This window comes from Arenibacter sp. F26102, from assembly GCF_023015865.1.
GTDB lineage: Bacteria > Bacteroidota > Bacteroidia > Flavobacteriales > Flavobacteriaceae > Arenibacter.
Genome location: NZ_JALKBC010000002.1, coordinates 81,283 through 106,344, shown reverse-complemented (window position 1 = coordinate 106,344; position 25,062 = coordinate 81,283). Strand labels below are relative to the sequence as shown.

The following is a 25,062-nucleotide window of genomic DNA, read 5'->3' as shown; positions in this document are numbered from 1 at the left end:
AATTGGGAATTGGCTAAAAATCCAAATATTGCGCACTATATGGAACCTTATCATTCATTAAAAAGGTCTTTAAGACCGAAACATTCCCATTTGTAAAAAATTGATGTTCCATATCGTCATATTGCAAGCTGTTTAATAAATTAAATTGCTGTAATACGTTTTTGGTTTGTCTGGCAACCCCCTCCCCAGAATCAATAATCTTAATATTATTTGGTAATATATCCTTTATCAAGGGAATTAAATATGGATAATGTGTGCAGCCTAGAACCAATTGATCCATCCCCTGAATTAACATAGGTTCCAAATAGCTTTTCAATAGCACCCTGGTTTGGGCAGTATTAACCTCACCTTTTTCTATTAGCTCCACCAAGCCTGTACCAACTTGGTCAAGCACCTTTATGCCATTGGCATGGATTTCCGAAGTATTATTGAACAAAGCACTTGTTAATGTTCCCTTGGTGGCCAAAACTCCAACGGTTTTGGTCTTGGAATTCAAAGCAGCAGGTTTAATAGCCGGTTCTATTCCGATCATTGGTATCTTATAAGTTGCCCTAAGCTCTTTAATGGCATTAGTGGTAGCAGTGTTACAGGCAACAACTATTAGCTTACAACCTTTTTTCAGAAGTAATTCAACATTTTTAATGCTAAGCTGAAGTATTTGTTCCTTTGACTTTTCGCCATAAGGGGCATTCTTACTATCGGCCAAATAAATTGTTGATTCATGCGGAAGAATCTTATTGATTTCCCGCCATATGGAGGTGCCTCCAATACCCGAATCAAAAATACCAATAGGGCCTTTATTCATTTAAAAAAAGATTAATCAACCATAAAGTTACATTAATATTGCTTTTTGCAAGGGTTCTTTATTTGAAATTAAAATCTCATTGCCTAAAACCATGGACAGCTTTACTTAGAATAATTTCAAATGAATATTACGTTTAATATCCTTCCACCAAGGCCTTAACCTCTCCTAAATTTAATCCTCCATAATTCCCTGAACTCATTAAAAGCAATACGGAATTATCATATTCCTGACCAAAAACAAAGTTTTTAAAAACTTTGGCATCAGTAAAAATTTGCAAATCGTCCCGAACAAAGGCTTCCGATATTTGTTCGGGGGTAACCTCCTTAAGCTTCTTAATCTTAACCGATTCCGGCAAATAGAAAACTGATGCTATATCCGCAGCCTCAAGGGCACCTTTATACTCCTTTAAAAACTCGGGATTAAAACTGCTATAGGTGTGTAATTCCAAACAAGCAATTAATTTTCTGTCCGGATATTGTTCTTTTACGGCCTTTGTGGTGGCCATAACCTTGCTTGGTGAATGGGCAAAATCCTTGTAAGCCACACAGGTCTTACCCTCGGCTATTTTCTCCAATCTTTTGGAGGCCCCTTTAAAGGAGGCAATAGCTTCATAGAAGTCATCCTCATCCACTCCCATATTTTGGCATATCCATTTTGCTCCTGCCAAATTGCTTAGGTTATGCTTTCCGAAAACTTCAATAGGCATGGGTCCCTCTGGCGTTTCCAAAATGGTTTGTCCGTTTTCAACAGTATATTCAGGAGTGTTATATGGTAATTTTCTTATGGCATTCTCAGATGCCTTTACCACCTTATCCACTTCCGGGTCTTCCTCATTATAGGTAATACTACCTCCTTTTACAATGCTATCCACAAAAATCCGGAATTGCTCCACATAGTTGTCATAGGTAGGAAATACATTAATATGATCCCAAGCTATACCGCTCAAAAGGGCAATATTAGGCCTGTACAAATGAAATTTTGGCCTCCTATCTATAGGCGATGATAGATATTCGTCCCCTTCCAAAACAATAAAATCGTTTTCCTCTGTAAGATGTACCATTCGATCAAACCCGTCCAGTTGAGCACCCACCATGAAATCCACTGGTTTGTCGTGATAATTTAAAACATGAAGTATCATGGAGGTGATGGTAGTCTTACCATGACTTCCACCAATGACCACCCTTGTTTTATTTTTGGATTGTTCGTATAAAAATTCGGGATAGGAATATATTTTTAACCCCAATTCCTGAGCCCTTAAAAGCTCAGGATTATCTGCCTTGGCATGCATACCTAAAATTACTGCATCCAAATTGGAATGCAACTTTTCCGGGAACCAGCCAAAGGATTCCGGTAGAAGTCCCTTATCTTCCAACCTAGTTTTGGAAGGTTCAAAAATTACGTCATCACTACCAGAAATGATATACCCTTTATGATGTAATGCCAAAGCCAAATTGTGCATTGCACTGCCTCCGATGGCAATAAAATGAATATGCATGTAAAAATCAATTTAAGGGGTAAAGATAATCATTGTTCAAGGCTATCAAAAAAAGTTATATTACGGTTTCATTTTTTAAGGAAAATAAATATCATTAAACCCAATTTGCCCTGGACCCATAAAGGAGCCTATCTAAGGGTCGAGACATTAAACCAGTAACCCCGCCAAAAAGGCGGGGTTCGTTCGATTATCCGATTTCAACACGCCTGCGGCTTTTGAAATACAGCCCTCACGAATAAGGCCGAAAAGCATATTTAAACCCTTAATATTTTTTAATTTAGTGCCAAAGAATCCAAAAAATGAAAATAAAACTAGCCGAAATTGACACCAAAGAAATAATGCCTGGCTACCACGGAAAACTTATCCATACACAAAATATGAGTTTAGCCTTTTGGGAAGTGGAAAAAGGGGCCAAAGTTCCCGAACATGCCCATATTAATGAGCAGGTAATGCAGGTTTTGCAGGGGAAATTTGAGTTTACCCTGGGCGGTATTACCAACACCTATGAACCAGGAGACTTGGTAATAATTCCACCAAATGTCTCCCACAGTGGACGCGCCTTAACACCCTGTAAACTAATGGATGTTTTTAGCCCAACAAGGGAGGAATACAGATAAATAGCCTATCCCAAAGGGAGAGGATTAAAAAAACATAAACAAGATGAACATATCACTGAAAAATAAAAAAGCATTGATCGGGGGTAGCAGCAAAGGAATCGGAAGAGCTATTGCCCAACAATTGGCCGCCAGTGGCGCCAGTGTAACGGTAATGGCCCGAAGTGAGGACAAATTAAAATCCCTGATAGCCGATTTACCAACCGATAACGGGCAGCAACACCAGTATTTGCAAGTAGATTATTCCGATTTTGCGGGATACAAGAAAAGTATTGCCACTTTCTTTAAAACAAACACGGTAGATATCTTGGTAAACAATACTCAGGGACCTTCAGCTGGGGGCGCCTTGGATAAAAAGACGGATGACTATCAACAGGCGTTCGACCTGCTTTTTAAGACTACCGTATTCACAACGGAACAGGCTCTAAAAGGAATGGTTGCCCAGAAATATGGACGAATTATTAACGTAGCCTCTATTTCGGTAAAGGAACCTTTATCCTATTTGGCTCTTTCCAATAGCATCAGGGCAGCAGTGGTTACCTGGTCCAAGACATTGGCTTCCGATGTTGGTAAATACAATATTACCGTAAACAGTACCTTAACAGGATATTTTAATACGGAAAGACTAAAGCAACTTAACGGCGCCAAGGCTATATCCCTGCGCGTTCCTGTTACTGAAGTGGAAAAACAAATGCTCTCCCATGTTCCTCTAGGCCGATTTGGCGATCCAAAGGAATATGGCCATTTGGTGACTTTTTTAGCATCAGAGTACGCCTCCTTTATAACGGGGACCAACATCCCCATAGACGGCGGATTGCTAAAGTCGCTTTAACTTTCAGGCTCTGGAACAAAATTCCATGTTTCTTCCCCTATATCAACAGACATTGAAGGTACAATGCTTATTAGCGCTACTATGGATTGTGTAAAAAAATCTCTACACTACGGAAGCAACGTTGGTATTCTTTTTGCATCTATGCTCTTCAAGGTCGGTTTGCTCACTTAAAAGGACAGTTCACTCATTTACGCTTGCGACCCCTTGAAATATAGCCCAGTTTTGTTCTTTAAATAAATACGATGAAAAAGATAGCAACAATATTCACCATAATTCTATTCTCACAAATGGGGCATTCCCAATCTACCTCCGATTCTTATACAGCCTTATGGGAAAGGGTACAAAAATTTGAAAAGGAAGCATTGACAAAATCCGCCCTGAATATTGTAGCCTTAATTTCCAAAAAGGCCAAAACAGAGCAGAATTCCGTTCAAATCATAAAATCACTTTTATACACCTCCAAATACGCCTTAACCTTGGAGGAGGAGGCCCAATTAAAAATAATGCAGGACTTTAAATTGGAAATAGCCCAAAGCCAATTCCCTACCACCAATATTCTGGAAAGTTATTTGGCGAATTTATATTGGCAATATTTTCAGCAAAATAGATATCAATTCTACGACCGTACAGAAACAAAGGAGAAAGTTGACAGTGTTGATTTCAGAACTTGGGATCTGACCACTATTTTCCATGAAATCAATATACATTTTGATGCTTCATTGCAAAATCCGTCAGAATTACAAAAGCTTAAAGTGGATTCGTACAAGGAAATCCTGGAAGAACAAAAAGGATCGGAAATCTATCGCCCTTCCCTATTTGACCTTTTAGCACATTCGGCATTGGATTTTTATAAGTCAGGTGAAAATAGTATTACAAGGCCAGCTGATAAATTTGAATTGGACATGCCCGAAATACTATGTGAAGCGAAACAATTTGTTGAGCAGAAAATCAGCCTTAATGATGAAACTTCCCTGCAAGCCAAGGCAATAGTAGTATATCAGCAACTCCTGGATTTCCACTCACAGGACCCTTCAGGCGAGGCTTACGTGGATGTAGATATAGAGCGACTTAAATACATAAGGGAACATGCCGTATTCCAAAATAAGGACCAACAGTATCTGGAAGTTTTGCAAAATACCGTCGAAGCCTTAAAGAGCAACAAAAACTCGGCCCTCTATCAATATGAAATTGCCATGCTGTACCACCAATGGGGCAATAGCTACCGGCCTAATATCAAAGACGAACACCGTTGGAGGCAAAAAGAAGCCTTGGCAGTTTGCGAATCGGTTATGAGCCAATTTCCAAATAGTAGGGGTGCAGAAAAATGCAAAGCATTAAAATCGGAGATTCTTTCCAAAGACATTCAATTGACAGCGGAACAATATATTCCAGTGAACAAGCCTTCGCGTATACTGGTAGACTATAAAAACCTGAACGCATTGGTTTTATCAGCTCGTAAGATATCCCAAAAGGAAATAAAGCAGCTTAACGAGCTATATCCCGAGGATAAGAAATTAGCGTTTATTCAAAAATTAAAGGAAGTAAAAAAATGGGATGCCAAACTCATTGATGAAAATGATTATCAATCCCATAAAATTGAAATCCTATTACCTGAATTGGCGAATGGGTCCTATATTATTTTAGGTATCCCAAATAACAATGCACAAACAACTTTCTCCTACAGTCACATTCAAGTCTCCAATTTGGCGTTAGTGGAAGGCAAAACCAATACGGATCATCACTTCCAGGTAATAGATCGAAACAACGGAAAACCAATTTCATCGGCTACCTTAAAATTTTCCTATCATCAAAACTACGAAAGACCTGTACTGACCAAGACTTTTATTACCGATGAAAAAGGAATGGTTGTCCTCCCTCTTTCCAACGAGCGCTGGAACAATGTAGATATCCAGGTTAACGCCAAAGATGAAGAAGCCTACTTTGAAGACTTTTATGTAAATGCAAAATATCCCAACGAAAGTAGCGACACCTCATATTCCTGTTTTTTATTTACGGATAGAAGCATCTATAGGCCTGGACAACCCCTATATTTTAAGGGCATTGCCTTGAAGAAAAAAAATGAGGCCTCCTCTGTGCTTACGAACACCATAATAACCGCAAGCCTTCTTGATGTTAATCTTCAAGAAGTTGCCAAACAAGAATTTAAGACCAATGAATATGGTTCCTTTTCAGGCGAATTTATGCTGCCCAACAGTGGACTCACTGGTAATTATACTCTAAAAATAGATTCTGAAGAAGTACTTATTGACGGTAGTACTTATTTCTCCGTTGAGGAATACAAGCGGCCCAAATTTGAAACCTCCTTGGAGCCCATTGAGGAGACTTACAAGGTTAATGACAGTATTTCCGTCCACGGCAAGGCTACGGCCTACTCAGGTAGCCTTATTTCCGACGCCAAGGTGAGCTACACCGTACGCAGGGTAGTATATTTTCCACAATGGTATTATTGGCACCTACCCTATTTTGATGGCACCCCTCAAGAAATTGCCCATGGAGAAACACTTACGGATGCCAATGGAAAATACACCTTCAGTTTTAAGGCACTGCCGGATCTAAGTATTGACAAAGAAAATTTACCCACCTTTAATTATGAGGTCACAGCAGATGTAACGGACCTCAATGGGGAGACCCACAGTACAACCACAATGATCAACATTGGCTATCATGCGCTTACCGCAGATATCCATATTGCCGATCCGCTAAATAAGGACCTCAAGAATCCAGTGATCACCATTGCAACCAACAACTTGAACGGGCAGTTTGTTCCAGCGCAGGGTACCCTGAAAATGTATAAATTACAAGCCCCCGGCAAGGTGTTAAGACCAAGACCTTGGGCAGCACCTGATTACGATGGCTTTGGAAAGTCCAAATTCAAGGAACTTTATCCTCATGAAGCTTTTGGCAAGGAAGATAATCCCGCCTTTTGGGAAAAGGGAGAATTGGTGTGGGAGTCTAGTTTTGACACCGACAAATCCAAGGAAATTGGATTGGGCAACGTTAAAAAGTGGTTGCCCGGAAAATACGTCATAGAACTGGAAACAAAAGATAGGTTTGGTCAATTGGTAAAGGATATAACACAAACTACCTTCTATAGTGATAATGATAAGAAGTTAGCGGACAATCAGCTTTTCCAAATCAAGACAGACAAAAACACCTATACCATAGGGGATAAAGTACAGCTTAAATTGCTTTCCAGTGCCGAAGATATTTCCATTTCCGTATTCATTGAAAAGGACCGTAAAGTTGTAGCAACCCATATAATTCAATTGGACAATAATTCCAAATCCATTGAAATTCCCGTTACTGCAGATGACTTGGGAGGATTTGCCATTAATTATAGCTACTCGGCATATAATTCCTTTCAAACGGGAAGTATATCAATCGCCATCCCATATCCCAGTTCCGACCTAAAAATAGAAACACTTACTTTTAGAGATAAATTACTTCCCGGTACTGAAGAAACTTGGTCATTTAAGATTAAAGGTCCCAAAGGAGACAAGGTAACGGCGGAGCTGTTGGCCAGTATGTACGATGCCTCATTGGATGCCTTTACTGGGCATCATTGGAATTTTTCCCCCAAGTATAGAGGGCAATATTACTCCAACAGGTATTTGAACGCCTATAATAGTTATGGGATTACCTCTTTTAACACCTATTTAAATTTTGGGGACGGCTTTACCTATGACCCTCAGTACTACGACTCCTTTAATTGGTTCGGCTTCCATTTTGGATACGGCTATGCTCGCGGGGAAAGAATGATGATGAAGAGCAGTGCGCCAGGTGCCATAATGGAACTATCAGACAGCGAAGCATTGGAAGAAACAGTAGTGGCCGGTATTGGAGCCCCATCTCCAGAAAACAATGTGGACGGCCAGCAGGTTCCACAGGCCATAAAGGACAAAAAAGATGAATTTGACGATATTCAGATTCGAAAAAACCTTCAAGAGACTGCTTTTTTCTTCCCCCAACTATTGACAGATCAAGATGGCAATGTGTCCTTCAGTTTCACTACGCCCGAGGCTTTGACCAAATGGAAGTTACAACTGTTGGCACATACCAAGACCTTGGAAAGTGCCACCACTACATTGGAAACCGTTACACAAAAAGAATTGATGGTCACCCCTAATGCACCCCGTTTTTTACGTGAGGGTGATGAAATAGTTATCAGCACAAAAATTGCGAATCTTACGGAAAAATCGCTAGAGGGAATAGCTAGGCTGGAATTGATGGATGTCATTACCGGAAAAGAAGTCACCAAAGAATTATTGATAACTGACGCCTCGTCGAATACATCTGAAATCGAAAATACATTTACCGTAGATGCCAAGGGAAATAGCCAAGTGTCCTGGCGTTTAAAAATTCCGGAAGGAATTGAAGCAGTCCAATATAAAGTAATGGCGAAAGCGGGCGATTTTAGCGATGGGGAACAAAACGTACTCCCAGTACTCACGAACCGCATGCTGGTTACCGAAACCCTGCCAATGTGGGTCCGCGGTAATGAGACTAAGTCGTTTACTTTGGACAAACTAGAGAACACTAATTCAACCACCCTAAGACATCATCAGCTTACTCTGGAGATAACCTCCAATCCGGCATGGTATGCGGTGCAGGCCCTACCTTATTTAATGGAATATCCTTATGATTGTAATGAGCAAATATTCTCCAGATACTATGCCAACACCTTGGGAGGACACATTGCCAATTCCAATCCAAGAATACAAGAGGTCTTTAATCAATGGGCCAATACGGATGCGTTATTGAGCAATCTTGAAAAGAATCAGGAATTAAAATCGATTTTAATTCAGGAAACCCCGTGGTTGCGGGATGCCCAATCTGAATCAGAACAAAAGAAACGTATAGCGCTGCTTTTCAATCTTAATAAACTGAAGAACGACCAGGCCAATGCCTTTAATAAACTGGAACAGAATCAAATGTCGTCCGGCGCCTGGGCATGGTTTAATGGTGGTCCGGAAAACCGATTTATAACACAACACATCATCACCGGTTTAGGTCATCTGAATAAACTAACATCGGGCAAAGCAAGTGAAGGAAAATTAGGGTCCAATATAATTCGTACCCCTAAAGAACAGGAAATGACAGCCAGAGCAGTTAACTATTTGGATGAGGAATTTGTGAAGGAATACGAACAAATGAAAAAATATGCCAGGAGCCTGAACGATGATCATTTAAGCCCGACCCAGCTGCATTACCTATATATGCGCAGTTTTTTTAAAGACATTAAAACCTCTAAAAAGGTTGATGAAATTGTGGATTACTACAAAACTCAGGCACAAAAATATTGGGTTAAGCGGGATTTATATTCTAAGGGACTTATTGCCCTATTTCTTTACAGGAATGACAATACTGCCACGGCCAATAAAATAATCAAGTCCTTGGAAGAAAATAGTATTAGCAGTGAGGAATTGGGCATGTATTGGAAAGAAAACACCAACTCCTGGTATTGGCACCAAGCTCCTATAGAGACACAATCACTACTGATAGAAGCTTTTTCTGAAATTAAAAATGATATTAAAACTGTAGATAACCTAAAGATATGGTTATTAAAGAACAAACAGACCAATCAATGGAAAACCACAAAGGCTACCACAGATGCCGTATATGCACTACTATTACAAGGTGGTGATTGGCTATCCTTAACTGATGCCGTAGACGTAATGGTTGGTGGAGAAAAAATTGAACCTTCCAAACTGGAAAATGTAAAAGTGGAGGCTGGAACAGGATATTTTAAAACCTCTTGGGACAAAAACGAAATAAGTCCAAAAATGGCCGAGGTACAACTTAATAAAAAGGGGGATGGCATCGCTTGGGGAGCTTTGTACTGGCAATATTTTGAAGATTTGGATAAAATTACGCCTGCAGAAACACCTTTGATATTAAAAAAGAAAGTGTTCCTAAAAAAGAATACGGACACTGGTGAGCTAATATCCGAAATTAATAATGAAACACATTTAAATGTGGGCGATTTGGTTCGAGTAAGAATTGAATTAAGGGTCGATAGACCGATGGAATTTGTACATATGAAAGATATGAGAGCTGCTGGACTAGAACCCATCAATGTGCTGTCCGGCTATAAATGGCAAGACGGCCTGGGCTACTATGAAAGCACCAAAGACGCCAGTACAAATTTCTTTTTCGACTATTTACCTAAGGGGATTTTTGTATTTGAATATGACCTAAGTGTTAACAATGCAGGTGATTTCAGTAATGGTATTTCTACGATACAAAGTATGTATGCACCTGAATTTAGCAGCCATAGCGAGGGGGTAAGAATATTGGTGGAATAGCAAAAAAACAAAATATTAATAAAAAGGTATTGCTTTTTTTCATAAATTCATAAATAACTAACGTAAAATCAACGAATTATGAACTCTACCTTCTTTATTGCCTTACGCTTTGTTTTCGGACTTTTCCTTATCGTCTTCGGGGCGAATAAATTCTTACATTTTATGCCCGCCGGACAAATGTCCGAAGCTGCCATGAATTATTTTTCAGCTTTAATGAGTACTAATACCCTGTATGTAGTAGCTATTGTTGAAATTCTTTCTGGCATTGCCTTATTGACTAACAAATTTGGCGCGTTGATGATGATTATCCTGATGACCGTTTCAGTAAATGCCTTATTGTTCAATGCATTTTTGGAACCAGGCTCTATTGGCCTAACTTTAGTCTTGCTTATTCTAAATATTGTAATGCTATACGCTTACAAGGACAGATATAAAGAAATACTTAGACCATAATATATTTTACATTGTTCAAAATAAGAAGCGGGACCAATAATTGGTCCCGCTTCTTATTTATAATGTTAGAAAGATTTCTTATCCAAATTCAGGAGTATGTTCATCTCATTTTCTACTTTTCGGCGGGTATTTTTCAAAAGTTCTGACTACCAAGGCCCTTAAGTTCTCCTCCCTTTCAATAGGAGAACTATTTTCTCTCAACGTACTTACCGCAATGGCCTGCCAAAATAATTCATCCTTTTGACTATCCACGAAATCAAATTGAATTTCCCGCTCAACATTTGTAGCTCCAACCGGAATTCCTATGGACATCCCCCCACCTACATTTCTTCCAGTACCGCCTATTCCTACCCCAACGGTATTATTTCTTGGAGCCTGAAAGGATCTACTCAAAATTCCTATTAAAAATTCTGGCTCTTCAGACAACAAAAATCCTTTACCTCGCAAAGTGGAATCTATAGCCCTTATTAATCGTTTGGTATCCAATTCGCTTAAACCAGTATCCATGTCCGGATAATAGTTATAGGTGGTATATTTAGAAAAATCAGTATCCCTATCGTAGTCATAATTCACTCTTATAGCACTGCAAGAAACTAAAAAAATCAACAACAAGAATGGGATTATACTTTTCATTATTCCAATTTTTATAAGAGCCTGTTTAAGAAATTGTGATTGGAAATTCTTAAATAGACTCTAAAATAGTGAAAATTATTATTGTCGTTTTTTATGAGGGCAAGTATTCGTTAAAACGCAGGGCAATTTCAAAATGGACCTAAGTGATCTATGCCGACCAATAAATAAAATTATTTATTCAACATTGCCCACAATCTGTCCTTAAGCTCTACCAATCCAATCTGGGCCACAGAAGAAATGAACATATAGGGAATATCTTTAAAATCTTGGTCCAGCTCGAGCCTCATTTCTGCAATAAGCTCATCGTCCAACATATCTGTTTTAGAAATGGCGATCAATCGATCCTTGTCCAACAACTCCGGATTATACCTACGAAGCTCATCCAACAAAATTTCGTATTCCTTAGAAATATCCTTACTATCGGCTGGAATAAGGAATAGTAAAGTGGAATTACGTTCTATATGCCTTAAGAAATAATGCCCTAGGCCCTTACCTTCGGCTGCACCTTCAATAATTCCGGGAATATCAGCAATAACAAAACTTTTAAAATCCCTGTATTCAACAATTCCCAAATTCGGCTTTAGAGTAGTAAACTCATAATCCGCTATTTTGGGTTGGGCAGAAGTAAGTACAGATAAAAGAGTAGATTTTCCCGCATTTGGAAAACCTACCAAACCAACATCGGCCAATACTTTTAACTCTAAAATTAGGTCTAATTCCTGTCCACTAACACCAGGTTGCGCGTATCTGGGTGTCTGATTGGTCGCCGTCCTAAAATGCCAGTTACCACGACCTCCCATGCCTCCTTCCAAAAGAATTTTTTCTTCCTGATCTTCGGTAATCTCCATTAATACTTCTTGGGTTTCAGCGTCTTTGATGACAGTCCCCAATGGTACCTCCAAATATACATCCTGACCATCGGCACCGCTACTACGGTTCTTACTGCCATGTTCCCCATGTCCAGCTCTAAAAGTTCGTGTAAATTTGAAACCCAAAAGGGTCCATAAATTTTTATTGCCACGGACAATAATGTGGCCACCACGACCGCCGTCACCGCCGTCTGGCCCACCTTTTGTTATAAACTTTTCCCTATGTAAATGCACAGAACCTTTTCCTCCTTTACCGGATTCCAAGTGCACTTTTACATAATCCACAAAATTTCCTTCAGTCATTTTTTTAGCTTATTTATCCGAGGTCCATCATAACCTGATCGACCCATGCATATAGTTCAACAAATTAAACCCAAAAATCGCCAGTGGTGCAGATTATTCAAGGAAGTAAACATTCCCTTGGAGGTCGATCTTAAATTGCCTGTAACTCTTCAATTACCTTTGCCAAGCGGCTAGTTATATCCTCAATGGAACCTATTCCGTTTACACTATGGAATTTCCCCTGATCATCATAGTAATCCTTTAAAGGCGCTGTTTTTTCGTTGTATTCATCAAACCGGTTACGAATCATTTTTTCGTCCTGATCATCTGTCCTTCCGCTAACTTTACCACGCTCCAATAATCTTTGAATCAATACTTCATCGTTGGCCTCCAAAGCAATGGTAGCGTCGATCATCATTTCCTTGGTCACTAAGAAATCATCCAATGCTTTGGCCTGTGCCGTTGTCCTTGGAAATCCGTCAAAGATAAATCCACTGGCATCTGGATTTTTTTCCACCTCATCCTGCAACATCTTAATGGTAACCTCATCCGGTACCAATTCTCCCTTGTCTATATATGATTTTGCCAATTTGCCCAGTTCGGTACCATTCTTAATGTTATAACGAAAGACATCTCCGGTAGAAATATGCTTTAAATTATATTTTTCCTTTAAAAATGAAGCCTGCGTGCCCTTTCCTGCACCAGGTTTTCCAAACAAAACTAGGTTTATCATGTGCTTTTGGTTTAGTTGATATACTTCTCTTAAATTTCTTCCCAATTCATTATAATCCAACCCATAGCCCACTATAAATCTATCTTCAATTTTGATACCATAATAGTCTATATCATACTCCCCGTTATACACTTCCGATTTATAGAACAAGGTGGCAATTTTAAATTCCTTCACCTTGGTGTTGGAAAATAAGTCGATTAATTTTTTAACGGTCCTACCGGTATCAATGATATCTTCCAAGATAATAACACTGCGCCCTTCTATATTTTCCGGCACATCCAAGAGAGATTCCACTATTCCGGTAGAAGTAAGCCCTTGATAAGAGCTTAAACGCACAAAGGAAACCTCACAAGGGTGTGGATATGCTTTTAAAAAGTCCGAAACAAACATAAAGGCCCCGTTGAGGACTCCCACAAAAATGGGGGTTTGCTTTTTGTAATCCACAGCAACCTGATCCGCAATCTTTTTAATTGCAGCCATAATTTCACCTTCACTTATAAAAGGCTTAAAATATTTGTCGTGTAGCTTAATCAAGGCTAATGTTTTTATAATAAATTCAAGATGCCAAATATAGCACTTTGATTTCTCTTTTTTAATGGTCTAAGCTTAGTTTCTAAGATTTAGATGTATTTTTGTTCCTAATATACAATCTACTTTAATACAAGTGAATCATTTCCCATGAACTATTTTTCTTCGGATTTTAAGCTAGGAATACTAGGAGGCGGTCAATTAGGTAAAATGCTTTTGTACGAAACGAGAAAATTTGACATCTATACCAAGGTATTGGACCCGTCGGATGAAGCCCCTTCCAAAATTGCCTGCAATGAATTTTATAAGGGCGACCTAATGGATTTTGATGCGGTTTACCACTTTGGCAAAAAAGTAGATCTGTTGACCATAGAAATCGAGAACGTAAATCTGGATGCTTTGGAAAAATTAGAGGATGAAGGTTTAAAGGTATATCCCCCGACCCGTGCCTTGCGCATCATACAAAACAAGGCAAAACAAAAACTGTTTTATATAGACAACAATATTCCCACAGCAGATTTTCAGCGATTTGCGTATAAAAGTGAGATTGAGGATAGTATTGCCAATGGTGGTCTTAAATTTCCGTTTATTTGGAAAGCTACCCAATTTGGTTATGACGGACAAGGTGTAAAGGTAGTGCGTAAATTGGAGGACTTAAATGATCTACCCGCTGGAGAATGCATCACCGAGGAAATGATAAATTTTAAAAATGAACTTGCCGTTATTGTGGCCCGTAGCCCTAGTGGGGAAGTAAAAACCTATCCCGTAGTGGAAATGGAATTTCACCCTGAAGCCAATCAGGTAGAGTATGTACTTTGCCCTGCCAGAATAGACGCCAAGGTAGCGGAAAGAGCCCAGGAAATAGCGCTGCAACTATCCCATAAAATAAAGCATGTTGGACTTTTGGCCGTGGAAATGTTCCAGACCCAAGAGGATGAAATTCTGGTAAACGAAGTAGCCCCAAGGCCCCACAACAGTGGCCATTACAGTATTGAAGCCAGCTATACCAACCAATTTGAACAACATATACGCGCTATTTTGGACCTTCCCTTGGGAAACACGGCCAGTAAAGTTGCTGGGATTATGGTGAATTTGGTTGGTGCGGAAGGACACACTGGAAATGTAGTCTATAAAAATATGGAGGAGATACTGAAACTCAACGGAGTTACCCCTCATATTTATGGAAAAAAGCAGACCCGTCCCTTCCGGAAAATGGGTCATGTAACCATCGTAAACAACGATATTAGTGAGGCTAGGAGAATAGCCGAACAAGTGAAGAATACTATAAAAGTAATTAGCGAATAAGAAATTTTCAACGATATGAGTAAAGTAGCTATAGTTATGGGAAGTACCAGCGACCTCCCTGTAATGCAAGAAGCCATTGATATATTAAAAGGTTTTGATATTGAGGTAGATGTTGATATTGTATCGGCACACCGCACTCCGGAGAAATTGTTCGATTTTAGTAAGAATGCGCATAAAAACGGATATTCAGTAATTATAGCCGGCGCCGGTGGTGCGGCCCATTTGCCAGGAATGGTCGCTTCCATGTCCCCTTTACCTGTAATAGGTGTTCCTGTGAAAAGCAGTAATTCCATTGATGGTTGGGACTCCATCCTATCCATTCTTCAAATGCCAGGCGGAGTGCCTGTGGCTACAGTGGCGTTGAATGGCGCAAAAAATGCCGGTATTCTGGCAGCCCAGATTATAGGAAGTTCTGACAAATGTGTTCTTGACAAAATTATCTTTTATAAGGAAGGACTAAAACAAAAGGTAATAGACGGAGCCGAGGAAATGAAAAAAAGAAAAAATTAGTCAGTAGTCAATTATATAAAGAAGAATTAGAATACCAATTACAAAAACGCCCTACCCTTTTATGAATCCCTTATTAAGCCCTTTCGATACAGCACCTTTCTCAAAGATTAAAAATGAACATTTTAAACCGGCTTTTTTAAAGGCCATAGATATGGCTAGGGTAGAAATTGACGGTATTGCAAATGCAACGGACACCCCAACTTTTGAGAACACTATTGCCGCCCTGGATTTTGCAGGACAGCAACTGGATAGGGTTTCCAGTGTTTTTTTTAATTTGAATTCTGCGGAAACCAATCCGGAAATACAGAAAATAGCCCAAGAGGTATCTCCCCTATTGTCCGAATTCAGCAATGACATTACCTTGAACGAGGATTTATTTAAGCGGGTAAAAGCAGTATACGACCAAAGGAATAATCTAAAATTAACCACCGAGGAAGATACCTTGCTCGATAAAAAATATAAAAGTTTCAGCAGAAACGGTGCCAATTTACCGGATGACAAAAAGAAACGTCTACGCGAAATTGATGCCGAACTATCCAAACTAAAGCTTCAATTCGGGGAAAATGTTTTAGCGGAGACCAATAAATACGAAATGCACCTAACCTCTGAGGCCGATTTGGACGGTTTGCCCGAAGGAGAGAAAGAAGCTGCTGCGCAATTGGCGAAATCAAAGGACAAAGAAGGGTGGTTGATTACCTTGGACTACCCTAGCTATATTCCTTTTATGAAATATGCCAAGACCAGAAAATTACGAAAAGAATTGTCCATTGCTTTTGGAAGCAAAGGTTTTCATGAGGATGAATTGGACAATCAGGAAAATATAATCAAAATTGCCAACCTCCGGCACGAACGAGCCAATCTATTGGGCTATAAAACACATGCCCATTACGTATTGGAGGAACGCATGGCAGAAACTCCTGAAAAGGTCCACAAGTTCCTTAGCGAATTGTTGGAAAAAGCTAAACCTGCGGCAGTAAGGGAATTTGCCCAGTTGGAAGAATTTGCCAAAAAATTGGATAACATAGACCGTTTACAGAAATGGGACGGTGCCTACTATTCCGAAAAATTAAAACAAAAACTGTTCGACCTGGACGACGAAAAGCTAAAGCCATATTTTAAACTGGAAAATGTAATCGCAGGGGTATTTAAGGTAGCTGAAAAACTATTCGGCCTGCAATTTGAAGAAGTTTTTGATATAGACAAGTATCACCCAGATGTAAAAACTTATCGCATTTACGATCAAGACAAAAATCTGGTATCCCTATTTTATGCCGATTTCCACCCGAGACCGGGAAAACGTGGAGGAGCTTGGATGACTTCTTACAAACCGCAGTACGTACAAAATGGAATTAATGTGCGTCCGCATATTTCCAATGTCTGCAATTTCACCAAACCTACCGCAAGCAAACCCTCCTTACTCACATTCAATGAAGTAACTACTTTATTCCATGAGTTTGGGCACGGATTACATGGCATGTTGGCGAATACGGTCTATCCAGGACTCTCAGGCACTTCGGTATATTGGGATTTTGTAGAATTGCCCAGTCAGATAATGGAAAACTGGTGCTTTGAAAAAGAAGCACTGGAATTATTTGCAACCCATTACCAATCAGGCGATGTAATACCGATGGATTTAGTACAAAAAATAAAAGATTCGGCAACCTTCCAAGAAGGAATGGCCACCCTTAGACAGATAAGTTTTGGTTTATTGGACATGTCCTGGCACGGAACCGACCCATCCGGAATCACGGATGTTAAGGCTCAGGAACAACTTGCTTTTAAGGAAACCGATCTATATCCAGAAAGCTCAGAAACTTGTATGAGCACTTCATTTTCCCATATATTTCAGGGAGGATACTCATCAGGCTACTACAGTTACAAATGGGCCGAAGTCTTGGATGCCGATGCCTTTGCATACTTTAAGGAAAAAGGAATTTTCAATAAGGAAGTGGCTACCAAATTCAAGGACAATGTACTATCTAAAGGTGGAACTGAAAAGCCAATGGAATTGTACAAACGTTTTAGGGGAAGCGAACCCAAGATCGAGGCCTTGTTGAAACGGGCCGGTTTGTTGTCTGAGACTACCCTTTAAAGAAACAACCAGACATACCTAAGCTTCTATAGATATGAAAATCTCCATTTGGCCATGGGTTAAGTTTAGTTCTTTAAAAAGGCAAAGCCATTTACAGACCGGTTCTATCCTGAATATTGGGATTTAACTGCATTAAATGGGCTATAAATCCCCGTTTCTCTTTAGGAGAGATTATGACACTTTCATAGGTATTGTAAAATATCTCCAATCTATCCAAGGAAGTGGCAGGGGCACTTATGGGATTGTTGGTAGCCTCAATTTTTGTAATGGCACTTATTTGAATGGAACGGTTGATCAAAAATCCGCTTTTAATTCTCAATAGGCTATCATCAACCTCATAATAAGTAAACAAAAAAATATAGACGATAAAAAGAAAGGTCAATAATAAAACTATAGTTCCAACTCCCACTGGATACTCAATCATTAAGTAAATAGGACTAACAAGCATAAGACCTATTACAACAACAAGAATCCAACCAATTTTTGACCTATACCTTACCATAAGTTATTGTGTAAAAGCAACATCAACATCCGACATACAAAAAGGCAGAGTAATCAATGTAATTAGGAGTAAAACTCAGAACATTACTTTACTTTTTATTCTTAAACGCATCATAGCCACCTTCCAAATTCACCACACGGTTAAAACCCAGGGATTTTAGTTTTTCTTGGGCCTTGGCACTACGACCACCCTTCTTACAGTACACATATATTGTGTTGTCCTTATCTACTGCGCTAAAGTTTTCCGCAAAATTTTGATCATACCAATTTATATTTTTGGCATTCTCCAAATGCCCTTCCCCAAATTCTTCAGGAGTCCGTACATCCACCAAAATGGCATTATCAAGCAATTCCTGCTTAAATTCTGTTATAGGCATTTTACTCACATTCTCCTGTGAACAACCAATTTGCAGTACAATTACCACAAAAAAAAGAAAAATCGATTTCATAACTTATTTACTTATTCAAAAATAAGAATTCTACTTGAGAAAAATCACTTATTTTTGAAATGACAAACAGGTATGACAAAACAAGAATTAAATCCGGACACATGGGTCGATAGTTATTCCGATTACCTATTTAACTATGCGGTAAGCCGGGTCAACGATGCAGAAATAGCCAAAGACTTGGTACAGGAGACCTTTTTTGCTGGTTTAAAATCTGCTAAAAATTTTAAAGGGGAGGCCGCTGAACGAACTTGGCTGATCTCTATTTTAAAAAGAAAGGTGATTGACCATTATCGTAAAATCAACTCCAAAAAAGCGAAATCTATGATCCGCATCACGCATAACCAGAATAGTGAGGCTGATAGTAACTTTTTGGAGGAACAAGTAGCAGACCCAATGAGTATTTTGGAAAATAGCCAACTGGAAAACGAAGAGTTAGGCATGGCTATTCAGGACTGTATCAGCAAACTTCCAAAAAAACACGCATTGGCCTTTACGCTCAAAACCATAAACGGACTCAGTACGGAAGAGGTATGTAAGGAGCTAGAAATTAATCCGTCTAACCTTTGGGTTATAATCCATAGAGCAAGAACTGTTCTTATGGATTGCCTAAATAACAATTGGTTTAAAATATGAAGACCTGTAAGGATATTGGAATAATTTGTACGAAAATACAGTATAGGGAAGCCACTTTTATGGAGAAAATCAAGATCAAACTTCACGTGTTGTTTTGCAAAACGTGTAAAACTTTTTCTAAAAAGAATACTAAACTTTCCTCCCTTTGTTCAGAAGCCAATCTTAGGACTCTTCCTATTGAGGAAAAAGAAAAAATGAAGGAGAAGTTAAAATCAAAGACCTAAAAAAGCATCCAATACCAAGATACAAACCCACCAAAAAATTGGTATGCCCTCTACCCAAAAAGAGGAAAAATATTTAGTCTGCTTTCTTTTCGTAATGAACATAAATATCCCCAACGTTAAAAACATAATCCCTTTTCCTGTGACCTCCAGGTACGTTAATTGATCTTTGAGAAAAGTTAAAAAGAAGAAAACTATCACACCAAAATATCCATAAATTTTTGTGTTTACATAACCATATCTTTGAGGCAAGGTTTTAAGTTCGGGTTCATCATATTCCAAATCCCTAATTTCAAAGGGCACCATCAGGATCAAGACCATTAAAAAACGTTGCACTCCCTCCACACCAACATCCCAATTCATCGTCTTATTTGCTGCAATGACAGGCAGCACAACCGTTGTACCTGCCCATACCAAAGCCACAACAAAAATTTTGAGCCCTCCCAAATTCCTAAGGTTTTTTGTGTTCGGCAATAAAGGAATGGCATATAGACTAGTTAAAATAGACAATACGGCAATTCCTATCCAAGTTTCAAAAGACACATAAAAAGCATGATATAATGCCAAGCTACCCGCAATAAAACTGAACACTTGAATATTCTTATGATACCGGTTCGCTACCAACAAATACTTTTTGGCCTCCACCCCGTATTTCACAAAATTGTAACATGCTATTGTTCCAAAGAAAGCCAAATAAGAGATGTGATTGTCCCTGGACAATCCAAAAAAAACACAGGTAATCTCAATAAATGCAAAAACTGATATTGCAACATGTATACTGGCATCCAAATAAAAATGAAATATGTATTTAAGCCAGTTCATAAATTAAAAATAACCAAAGTGTTTATAACCTCTTATTTTAGTTAAAAACTTTAAACTAGTTGAAGGTCAAAGCTGCAAAATAAACATAAATAATGAGTATTTTTGCTCTCATTTATTTCAGATTAAATTAGCTTGAATTATGAGGACAGACGTATTTGCCTTACGCCATATCGGCATTAGAGAAGAAGACCTACCACAAATGCTGAAAACTATCAATGTAAACTCCGTGGACCAGTTGATTTCGGAAACCATTCCTGACGATATCCGTCTGGCAAAGCCTTTGGTATTGGATGCTCCAATGAACGAGCACGAATATTTGTCCCATATTCAAAATTTGTCCGAGAAAAATAAAGTTTTTAAATCCTACATCGGCTTAGGATATCACGAAAGTATTACTCCTTCGGTGATAAAAAGAAATATTTTGGAAAATGCTGGATGGTATACTGCGTATACCCCCTACCAGGCCGAAATTGCCCAAGGCCGATTGGAGGCCTTATTGAATTTCCAGACCGTAATTGCGGAGCTAACTGGAATGGAATTGGCCAACGCATCCCTATTGGATGAGAGTACTGCAGCCGCTGAGGCAATGGCCATGCTCTACGATGTCCGCAGTAGAGATCAAGAGAAAAACAACATTTTAAAATTTTTCGTTTCAGAGGAGATATTACCCCAAACTTTATCCCTATTACAAACTAGGTCAAAACCACTGGGAATAGATTTGATAGTTGGCAATCACCAGAACTTTGAATATAGCGATGATTATTTTGGGGCCCTACTTCAATATCCGGGAAAACATGGTCAAGTACATGATTATGCGGCATTCGTAGCCAAAGCGGCCGAAAAAAACATTAAAGTTGCAGTAGCGGCAGATATTTTAAGTTTGGCGATATTGACACCTCCAGGTGAATTTGGCGCCGACGTGGTAGTAGGAACCACCCAACGTTTCGGGATTCCACTAGGTTACGGAGGCCCCCATGCTGCCTTTTTTGCAACAAGGGAAGAGTACAAAAGAAGTATCCCAGGAAGAATTATCGGAGTCACCAAGGACACTGATGGCAAGACTGCCTTAAGAATGGCATTGCAGACAAGAGAGCAGCACATTAAAAGGGACAAGGCTACATCCAATATATGTACCGCCCAAGTGCTATTGGCTGTAATGGCAGGGATGTATGCAGTGTACCACGGCCCTAAAGGACTCAAGTACATAGCAACTAAAGTTCATTCCTCCGCTACCACCCTAGTCAATAGTCTTGAAAAGTTGGGACTATACCAAACCAATACTTCATACTTTGACACCGTGTGCATAAAAGCGGATTCTTCCAAAGTAAGGCCAATAGCAGAAAAGCATGAGGTTAATCTCCTTTACGTTGATGCGGACACCATTTCCATTGCCTTAAACGAGGCAACATCCCTAAAAGATCTTCAACAACTTGTAAATATTTTTGCTGAAGCCATTGGAAAAGACTCCATTACCATAAAAGGTCTATTACCACATTCGGCCATTGAAAGCAAACTAACCCGTACAACTAAGTATTTAGAGAATAGTGTGTTCAACTCCTATCATTCGGAAACCGAATTAATGCGCTACATAAAAAAATTGGAAAGAAAAGATTTGGCATTGAATCATTCTATGATTTCCCTGGGATCCTGTACCATGAAATTGAATGCAGCCTCGGAAATGCTTCCATTAAGCCTTGCTCGCTGGGGAAATATCCATCCCTTTGTACCTATTGAACAAGCCGAGGGGTATCAAATTATTTTGAAGGAATTGGAAAATGACCTTAATACCATCACCGGATTTGCCGGAACTTCTTTACAACCAAATTCGGGTGCACAAGGAGAATTCGCCGGACTTATGGTGATTAGGGCTTATCATGAATCCCGCGGGGAAGGCCACAGAAATATATGCCTTATCCCTGCCTCAGCCCATGGCACCAATCCCGCCTCGGCCGTTATGGCCGGAATGAAGGTGGTCGTAACCAAAACGGATGAAAATGGCAACATAGATGTAACCGATTTAGGGGAAAAAGCTGCTTTACACAAAGACAATTTATCCGCTTTAATGGTAACATACCCTTCCACCCATGGAGTTTTTGAATCTTCCATCAAGGAAATCACAAAATTGATCCATGATAACGGTGGGCAGGTATATATGGATGGGGCAAATATGAATGCACAGGTAGGGTTGACCAACCCGGCCACTATTGGTGCCGACGTATGCCACTTAAACCTGCATAAAACATTCGCCATCCCACACGGCGGCGGTGGGCCTGGAGTTGGACCTATTTGTGTAGCAAAACAATTGGTGCCATTTTTACCTGGAAACCCCGTAATCAAAACAGGTGGAGACAAAGCAATATCAGCTATATCGGCAGCACCATGGGGAAGTTCACTAGTGTGTCTTATATCCTACGGATACATAAAAATGTTGGGAGAATACGGATTAACACAGTCTACAAAGACAGCGATCCTAAATGCCAACTACATTAAAAACAAACTTAGTGGAAAATTCGATGTTCTATATACCGGGGAAAAAGGAAGGGCGGCACATGAGATGATTATAGACTGTAGACCTTTTAAAGAAAACGGCATAGAAGTTACCGATATTGCAAAAAGATTAATGGACTATGGTTTTCATGCACCTACCGTATCCTTCCCGGTTGCAGGAACACTTATGATAGAACCTACGGAGAGCGAAAGCTTGGCAGAATTAGATCGTTTCTGTAGCGCAATGTTATCTATACGCGAGGAAATAGATGCTGCGTCCATTAATGATAGCAACAATGCCCTTAAAAATTCACCACACACCTTAGAAATGTTAACCAGCGATCAATGGGATTTTCCTTACAGCAGACAACAGGCGGCCTTCCCATTGCCATATATTATGGAAAACAAATTTTGGCCAAGCGTAAGGAGAGTGGACGACACATATGGAGACCGTAATTTAATATGCACCTGTGCGCCTATCGAGGCCTACGCAGAAGCATAGAAATCCTAACAAAAACAAGCCTTTTAAAGCCTTTTAATTAAATTTGAAAGGCTTTTTTTATAGTAAATACAAAACAGGAATAATCTTGAACATCATATCAAATAATATGCATACTTATTAAGGCTAACCAATTGTTTTATATTTATACAATTAAATTCACATATCATTATGAACATTGGAATTACTGGCACTGGTTCTTACCTACCATCCATTGTAACAAAGAATTCAGATTTTGAAAATCATGATTTTTTAAATGAAGATGGCAGTCCCTTTACACATCAAAATGAAGTAATAATTCAAAAATTCAAAGGTATTACAGGTATTAGCGAAAGGCGCTATGCAGAGAATAATTTAGACACTTCCCAATTGGCATTTTTTGCAGCCGAAAAAGCTATAGCCGATGCGAAAATTGATAAAGAGGAACTGGATTATATAATTTTTGCCCATAATTTTGGCGATGTTTCAGAGGGTAAAACACAGGGAGATACATTACCCAGTTTAGCCACAAGGGTTAAACATCAATTGCAAATTCAAAATCCGAAATGCGTTGCATATGACCTCCTATTTGGTTGTCCTGGTTGGATCGAAGGGTTGATCCAAGCCAACGCCTTTATTAAAAGTGGTATAGCAAAAAAATGCCTTGTCATTGGGGCAGAAACCTTATCGAGGGTTGTGGACAAACATGATCGGGACTCCATGATCTACTCAGATGGTGCCGGCGCAACTATTTTGGAAGCCAAAGATGATACCGGGCAAATATTGTCACACAATAGCGCAACCTATGCCAATGAAGAAGCCTTCTTTCTATTCTTTGGTGAATCATATTCCAAAGCGGCCAAGGATGACAGGCGTTATATAAAAATGTATGGTCGAAAAATATATGAATTCGCTGTGACCCATGTACCCCAAGCCATGAAGGACAGTTTGGATAAAAGTGGCGTACCCATCACCGAGCTAAAAAAAATATTCATTCATCAAGCCAATGAGAAAATGGATGAAGCCATAGTAAAACGTTTTTACAAGCTTTACAATATGGAAATGCCCGATGGTATAATGCCAATGAGTATCGAAAAATTAGGGAATAGCTCCGTAGCTACCATTCCCACCCTGTTCGATATGGTAAAAAATGGAAAAATGGAGAATCAATCCATAAAAAAGGGAGATGTTGTTATATTTGCCAGTGTTGGTGCAGGCATGAACATAAACGCAATAGTCTATAGGGTATAATTTATATAACACTAAACCCTTTTTCAAATATCTTTGTTTCTGGTTTTAGGGCCTTTGATGCTTAAACCACAAAAGAAACCTACAAAACAACAAACCAGATTACAACTGATGTACGAAAGAACATTCCCGAACAAACGTTTTAAACATACCCTTGCTTTCCTTCAAAAACATATATCTAAGGACGAATCCATTTTAGATCTTGGAGTCGAAAATCCATTTTCCAAGATTATGAAAGAAAATGGATACAACGTGGAAAACACAAAAGGCGAAGATTTGGACCTTGATTTTACTACTGCCAAAACCACGAAGGCAGAAGTCACCACTGCCTTCGAAATCTTTGAACATTTATTGGCTCCATTGAATATTCTTAGCGAAATAAAATCAGAGAAATTGGTAGCCAGCATCCCTTTAAAATTATGGTTTTCACCAGCATATAGAAGTAAGACAGACCCTTGGGACAGGCACTACCATGAATTTGAAGACTGGCAATTCGACTGGTTACTTGAAAAGGCCGGATGGGAAATAAAGGATCGTGCAAAATGGACCAATCCTGTAAAAAAAATAGGCATTAGACCTCTTTTAAGGAGTTTCACCCCAAGATATTACATTGTTTATGCCGAAAGAAAAATGAGTCCTCAAGCGAATACCAATGAAGGTAATGGGCTAGATAAAAGACATGTAAAACAATAGAAGTTGAAATATATAATAAAAAGTCGGTTCAGTACTTTACCATCCTGACTTCC

General features: G+C 39.2%; 19 protein-coding genes. 11 read left to right on the top strand and 8 right to left on the bottom strand.

Annotation, left to right across the window (positions count from 1 at the left end; translation table 11 throughout):
* Positions 1-13: 13 nt before the first annotated feature.
* Entirely contained in the window at positions 14-805 is a 792-nt protein-coding gene (murI, locus tag MWU78_RS02935) for a glutamate racemase (RefSeq protein ID WP_246994840.1), read from the bottom strand.
* Positions 806-938: 133 nt separating this feature from the next.
* A complete protein-coding gene (locus tag MWU78_RS02930) occupies positions 939-2,300 on the bottom strand; it encodes a Mur ligase family protein (protein ID WP_246994837.1) in 1,362 nt (453 codons plus the stop codon).
* Positions 2,301-2,599: 299 nt separating this feature from the next.
* Between MWU78_RS02930 and MWU78_RS02925 the strand changes: the two genes are divergently transcribed.
* The 4 genes from MWU78_RS02925 to MWU78_RS02910 all read left to right on the top strand — a co-directional run bounded on the left by MWU78_RS02925 (position 2,600) and on the right by MWU78_RS02910 (position 10,525).
* A complete protein-coding gene (locus MWU78_RS02925; protein WP_246994835.1) occupies positions 2,600-2,917 on the top strand; it encodes a cupin domain-containing protein in 318 nt (105 codons plus the stop codon).
* 43 nt (positions 2,918-2,960) lie between these two features.
* Complete coding sequence (locus MWU78_RS02920; protein WP_246994832.1) at positions 2,961-3,746, top strand: SDR family oxidoreductase; 786 nt, start codon at positions 2,961-2,963, stop codon at positions 3,744-3,746.
* Between the two features lie 242 nt (positions 3,747-3,988).
* Complete coding sequence (locus tag MWU78_RS02915) at positions 3,989-10,072, top strand: MG2 domain-containing protein (protein WP_246994830.1); 6,084 nt, start codon at positions 3,989-3,991, stop codon at positions 10,070-10,072.
* A 78-nt stretch (positions 10,073-10,150) separates the two neighbouring features.
* Positions 10,151-10,525, top strand: a complete 375-nt coding sequence (locus MWU78_RS02910) for a DoxX family membrane protein (protein WP_246994828.1) — start codon at positions 10,151-10,153, stop codon at positions 10,523-10,525.
* 105 nt (positions 10,526-10,630) lie between these two features.
* Here the strand turns inward: MWU78_RS02910 and MWU78_RS02905 are convergent, their stop codons facing one another.
* The 3 genes from MWU78_RS02905 to MWU78_RS02895 all read right to left on the bottom strand — a co-directional run bounded on the left by MWU78_RS02905 (position 10,631) and on the right by MWU78_RS02895 (position 13,576).
* A complete protein-coding gene (locus tag MWU78_RS02905) occupies positions 10,631-11,158 on the bottom strand; it encodes a DUF4136 domain-containing protein (RefSeq protein WP_246994826.1) in 528 nt (175 codons plus the stop codon).
* A 170-nt stretch (positions 11,159-11,328) separates the two neighbouring features.
* Positions 11,329-12,330: a GTPase ObgE gene (gene obgE / locus MWU78_RS02900; protein ID WP_246994824.1), complete on the bottom strand. Its 1,002-nt coding sequence runs from the start codon at positions 12,328-12,330 to the stop codon at positions 11,329-11,331.
* A 130-nt stretch (positions 12,331-12,460) separates the two neighbouring features.
* Positions 12,461-13,576: an adenylate kinase gene (locus MWU78_RS02895; protein ID WP_246994822.1), complete on the bottom strand. Its 1,116-nt coding sequence runs from the start codon at positions 13,574-13,576 to the stop codon at positions 12,461-12,463.
* Positions 13,577-13,720: 144 nt separating this feature from the next.
* On the opposite strand from MWU78_RS02895, the gene MWU78_RS02890 reads away from it, so the two are divergent.
* The 3 genes from MWU78_RS02890 (at position 13,721) to MWU78_RS02880 (ending at position 17,477) form a co-directional block, all read left to right on the top strand.
* Positions 13,721-14,875, top strand: a complete 1,155-nt coding sequence (locus tag MWU78_RS02890) for a 5-(carboxyamino)imidazole ribonucleotide synthase (RefSeq protein WP_246994819.1) — start codon at positions 13,721-13,723, stop codon at positions 14,873-14,875.
* A gap of 15 nt (positions 14,876-14,890) precedes the next feature.
* On the top strand, positions 14,891-15,385 hold the full coding sequence (gene purE, locus MWU78_RS02885) for a 5-(carboxyamino)imidazole ribonucleotide mutase (protein ID WP_187582603.1): 495 nt from the start codon (positions 14,891-14,893) through the stop codon (positions 15,383-15,385).
* Between the two features lie 61 nt (positions 15,386-15,446).
* A complete protein-coding gene (locus tag MWU78_RS02880) occupies positions 15,447-17,477 on the top strand; it encodes a M3 family metallopeptidase (protein WP_246994817.1) in 2,031 nt (676 codons plus the stop codon).
* Between the two features lie 91 nt (positions 17,478-17,568).
* On the opposite strand, the gene MWU78_RS02875 is transcribed toward MWU78_RS02880, so the two are convergent.
* Both MWU78_RS02875 and MWU78_RS02870 read right to left on the bottom strand, forming a co-directional pair.
* A complete protein-coding gene (locus MWU78_RS02875) occupies positions 17,569-17,901 on the bottom strand; it encodes a PH domain-containing protein (RefSeq protein WP_246994815.1) in 333 nt (110 codons plus the stop codon).
* A gap of 166 nt (positions 17,902-18,067) precedes the next feature.
* On the bottom strand, positions 18,068-18,427 hold the full coding sequence (locus tag MWU78_RS02870) for a rhodanese-like domain-containing protein (protein WP_246994812.1): 360 nt from the start codon (positions 18,425-18,427) through the stop codon (positions 18,068-18,070).
* 72 nt (positions 18,428-18,499) lie between these two features.
* Between MWU78_RS02870 and MWU78_RS02865 the strand changes: the two genes are divergently transcribed.
* Positions 18,500-19,060, top strand: coding sequence for a sigma-70 family RNA polymerase sigma factor (locus MWU78_RS02865; protein WP_246994809.1), 561 nt, complete (start codon positions 18,500-18,502; stop codon positions 19,058-19,060).
* 212 nt (positions 19,061-19,272) lie between these two features.
* Here the strand turns inward: MWU78_RS02865 and MWU78_RS02860 are convergent, their stop codons facing one another.
* Complete coding sequence (locus MWU78_RS02860) at positions 19,273-20,103, bottom strand: hypothetical protein (RefSeq protein ID WP_246994807.1); 831 nt, start codon at positions 20,101-20,103, stop codon at positions 19,273-19,275.
* Positions 20,104-20,242: 139 nt separating this feature from the next.
* On the opposite strand from MWU78_RS02860, the gene gcvP reads away from it, so the two are divergent.
* The 3 genes from gcvP to MWU78_RS02845 all read left to right on the top strand — a co-directional run bounded on the left by gcvP (position 20,243) and on the right by MWU78_RS02845 (position 25,009).
* Complete coding sequence (gcvP, locus tag MWU78_RS02855; protein ID WP_246994806.1) at positions 20,243-23,092, top strand: aminomethyl-transferring glycine dehydrogenase; 2,850 nt, start codon at positions 20,243-20,245, stop codon at positions 23,090-23,092.
* Between the two features lie 168 nt (positions 23,093-23,260).
* Positions 23,261-24,319, top strand: a complete 1,059-nt coding sequence (locus MWU78_RS02850; RefSeq protein ID WP_246994803.1) for a ketoacyl-ACP synthase III — start codon at positions 23,261-23,263, stop codon at positions 24,317-24,319.
* Between the two features lie 108 nt (positions 24,320-24,427).
* On the top strand, positions 24,428-25,009 hold the full coding sequence (locus MWU78_RS02845; protein WP_246994801.1) for a methyltransferase: 582 nt from the start codon (positions 24,428-24,430) through the stop codon (positions 25,007-25,009).
* Positions 25,010-25,062: the final 53 nt, after the last annotated feature.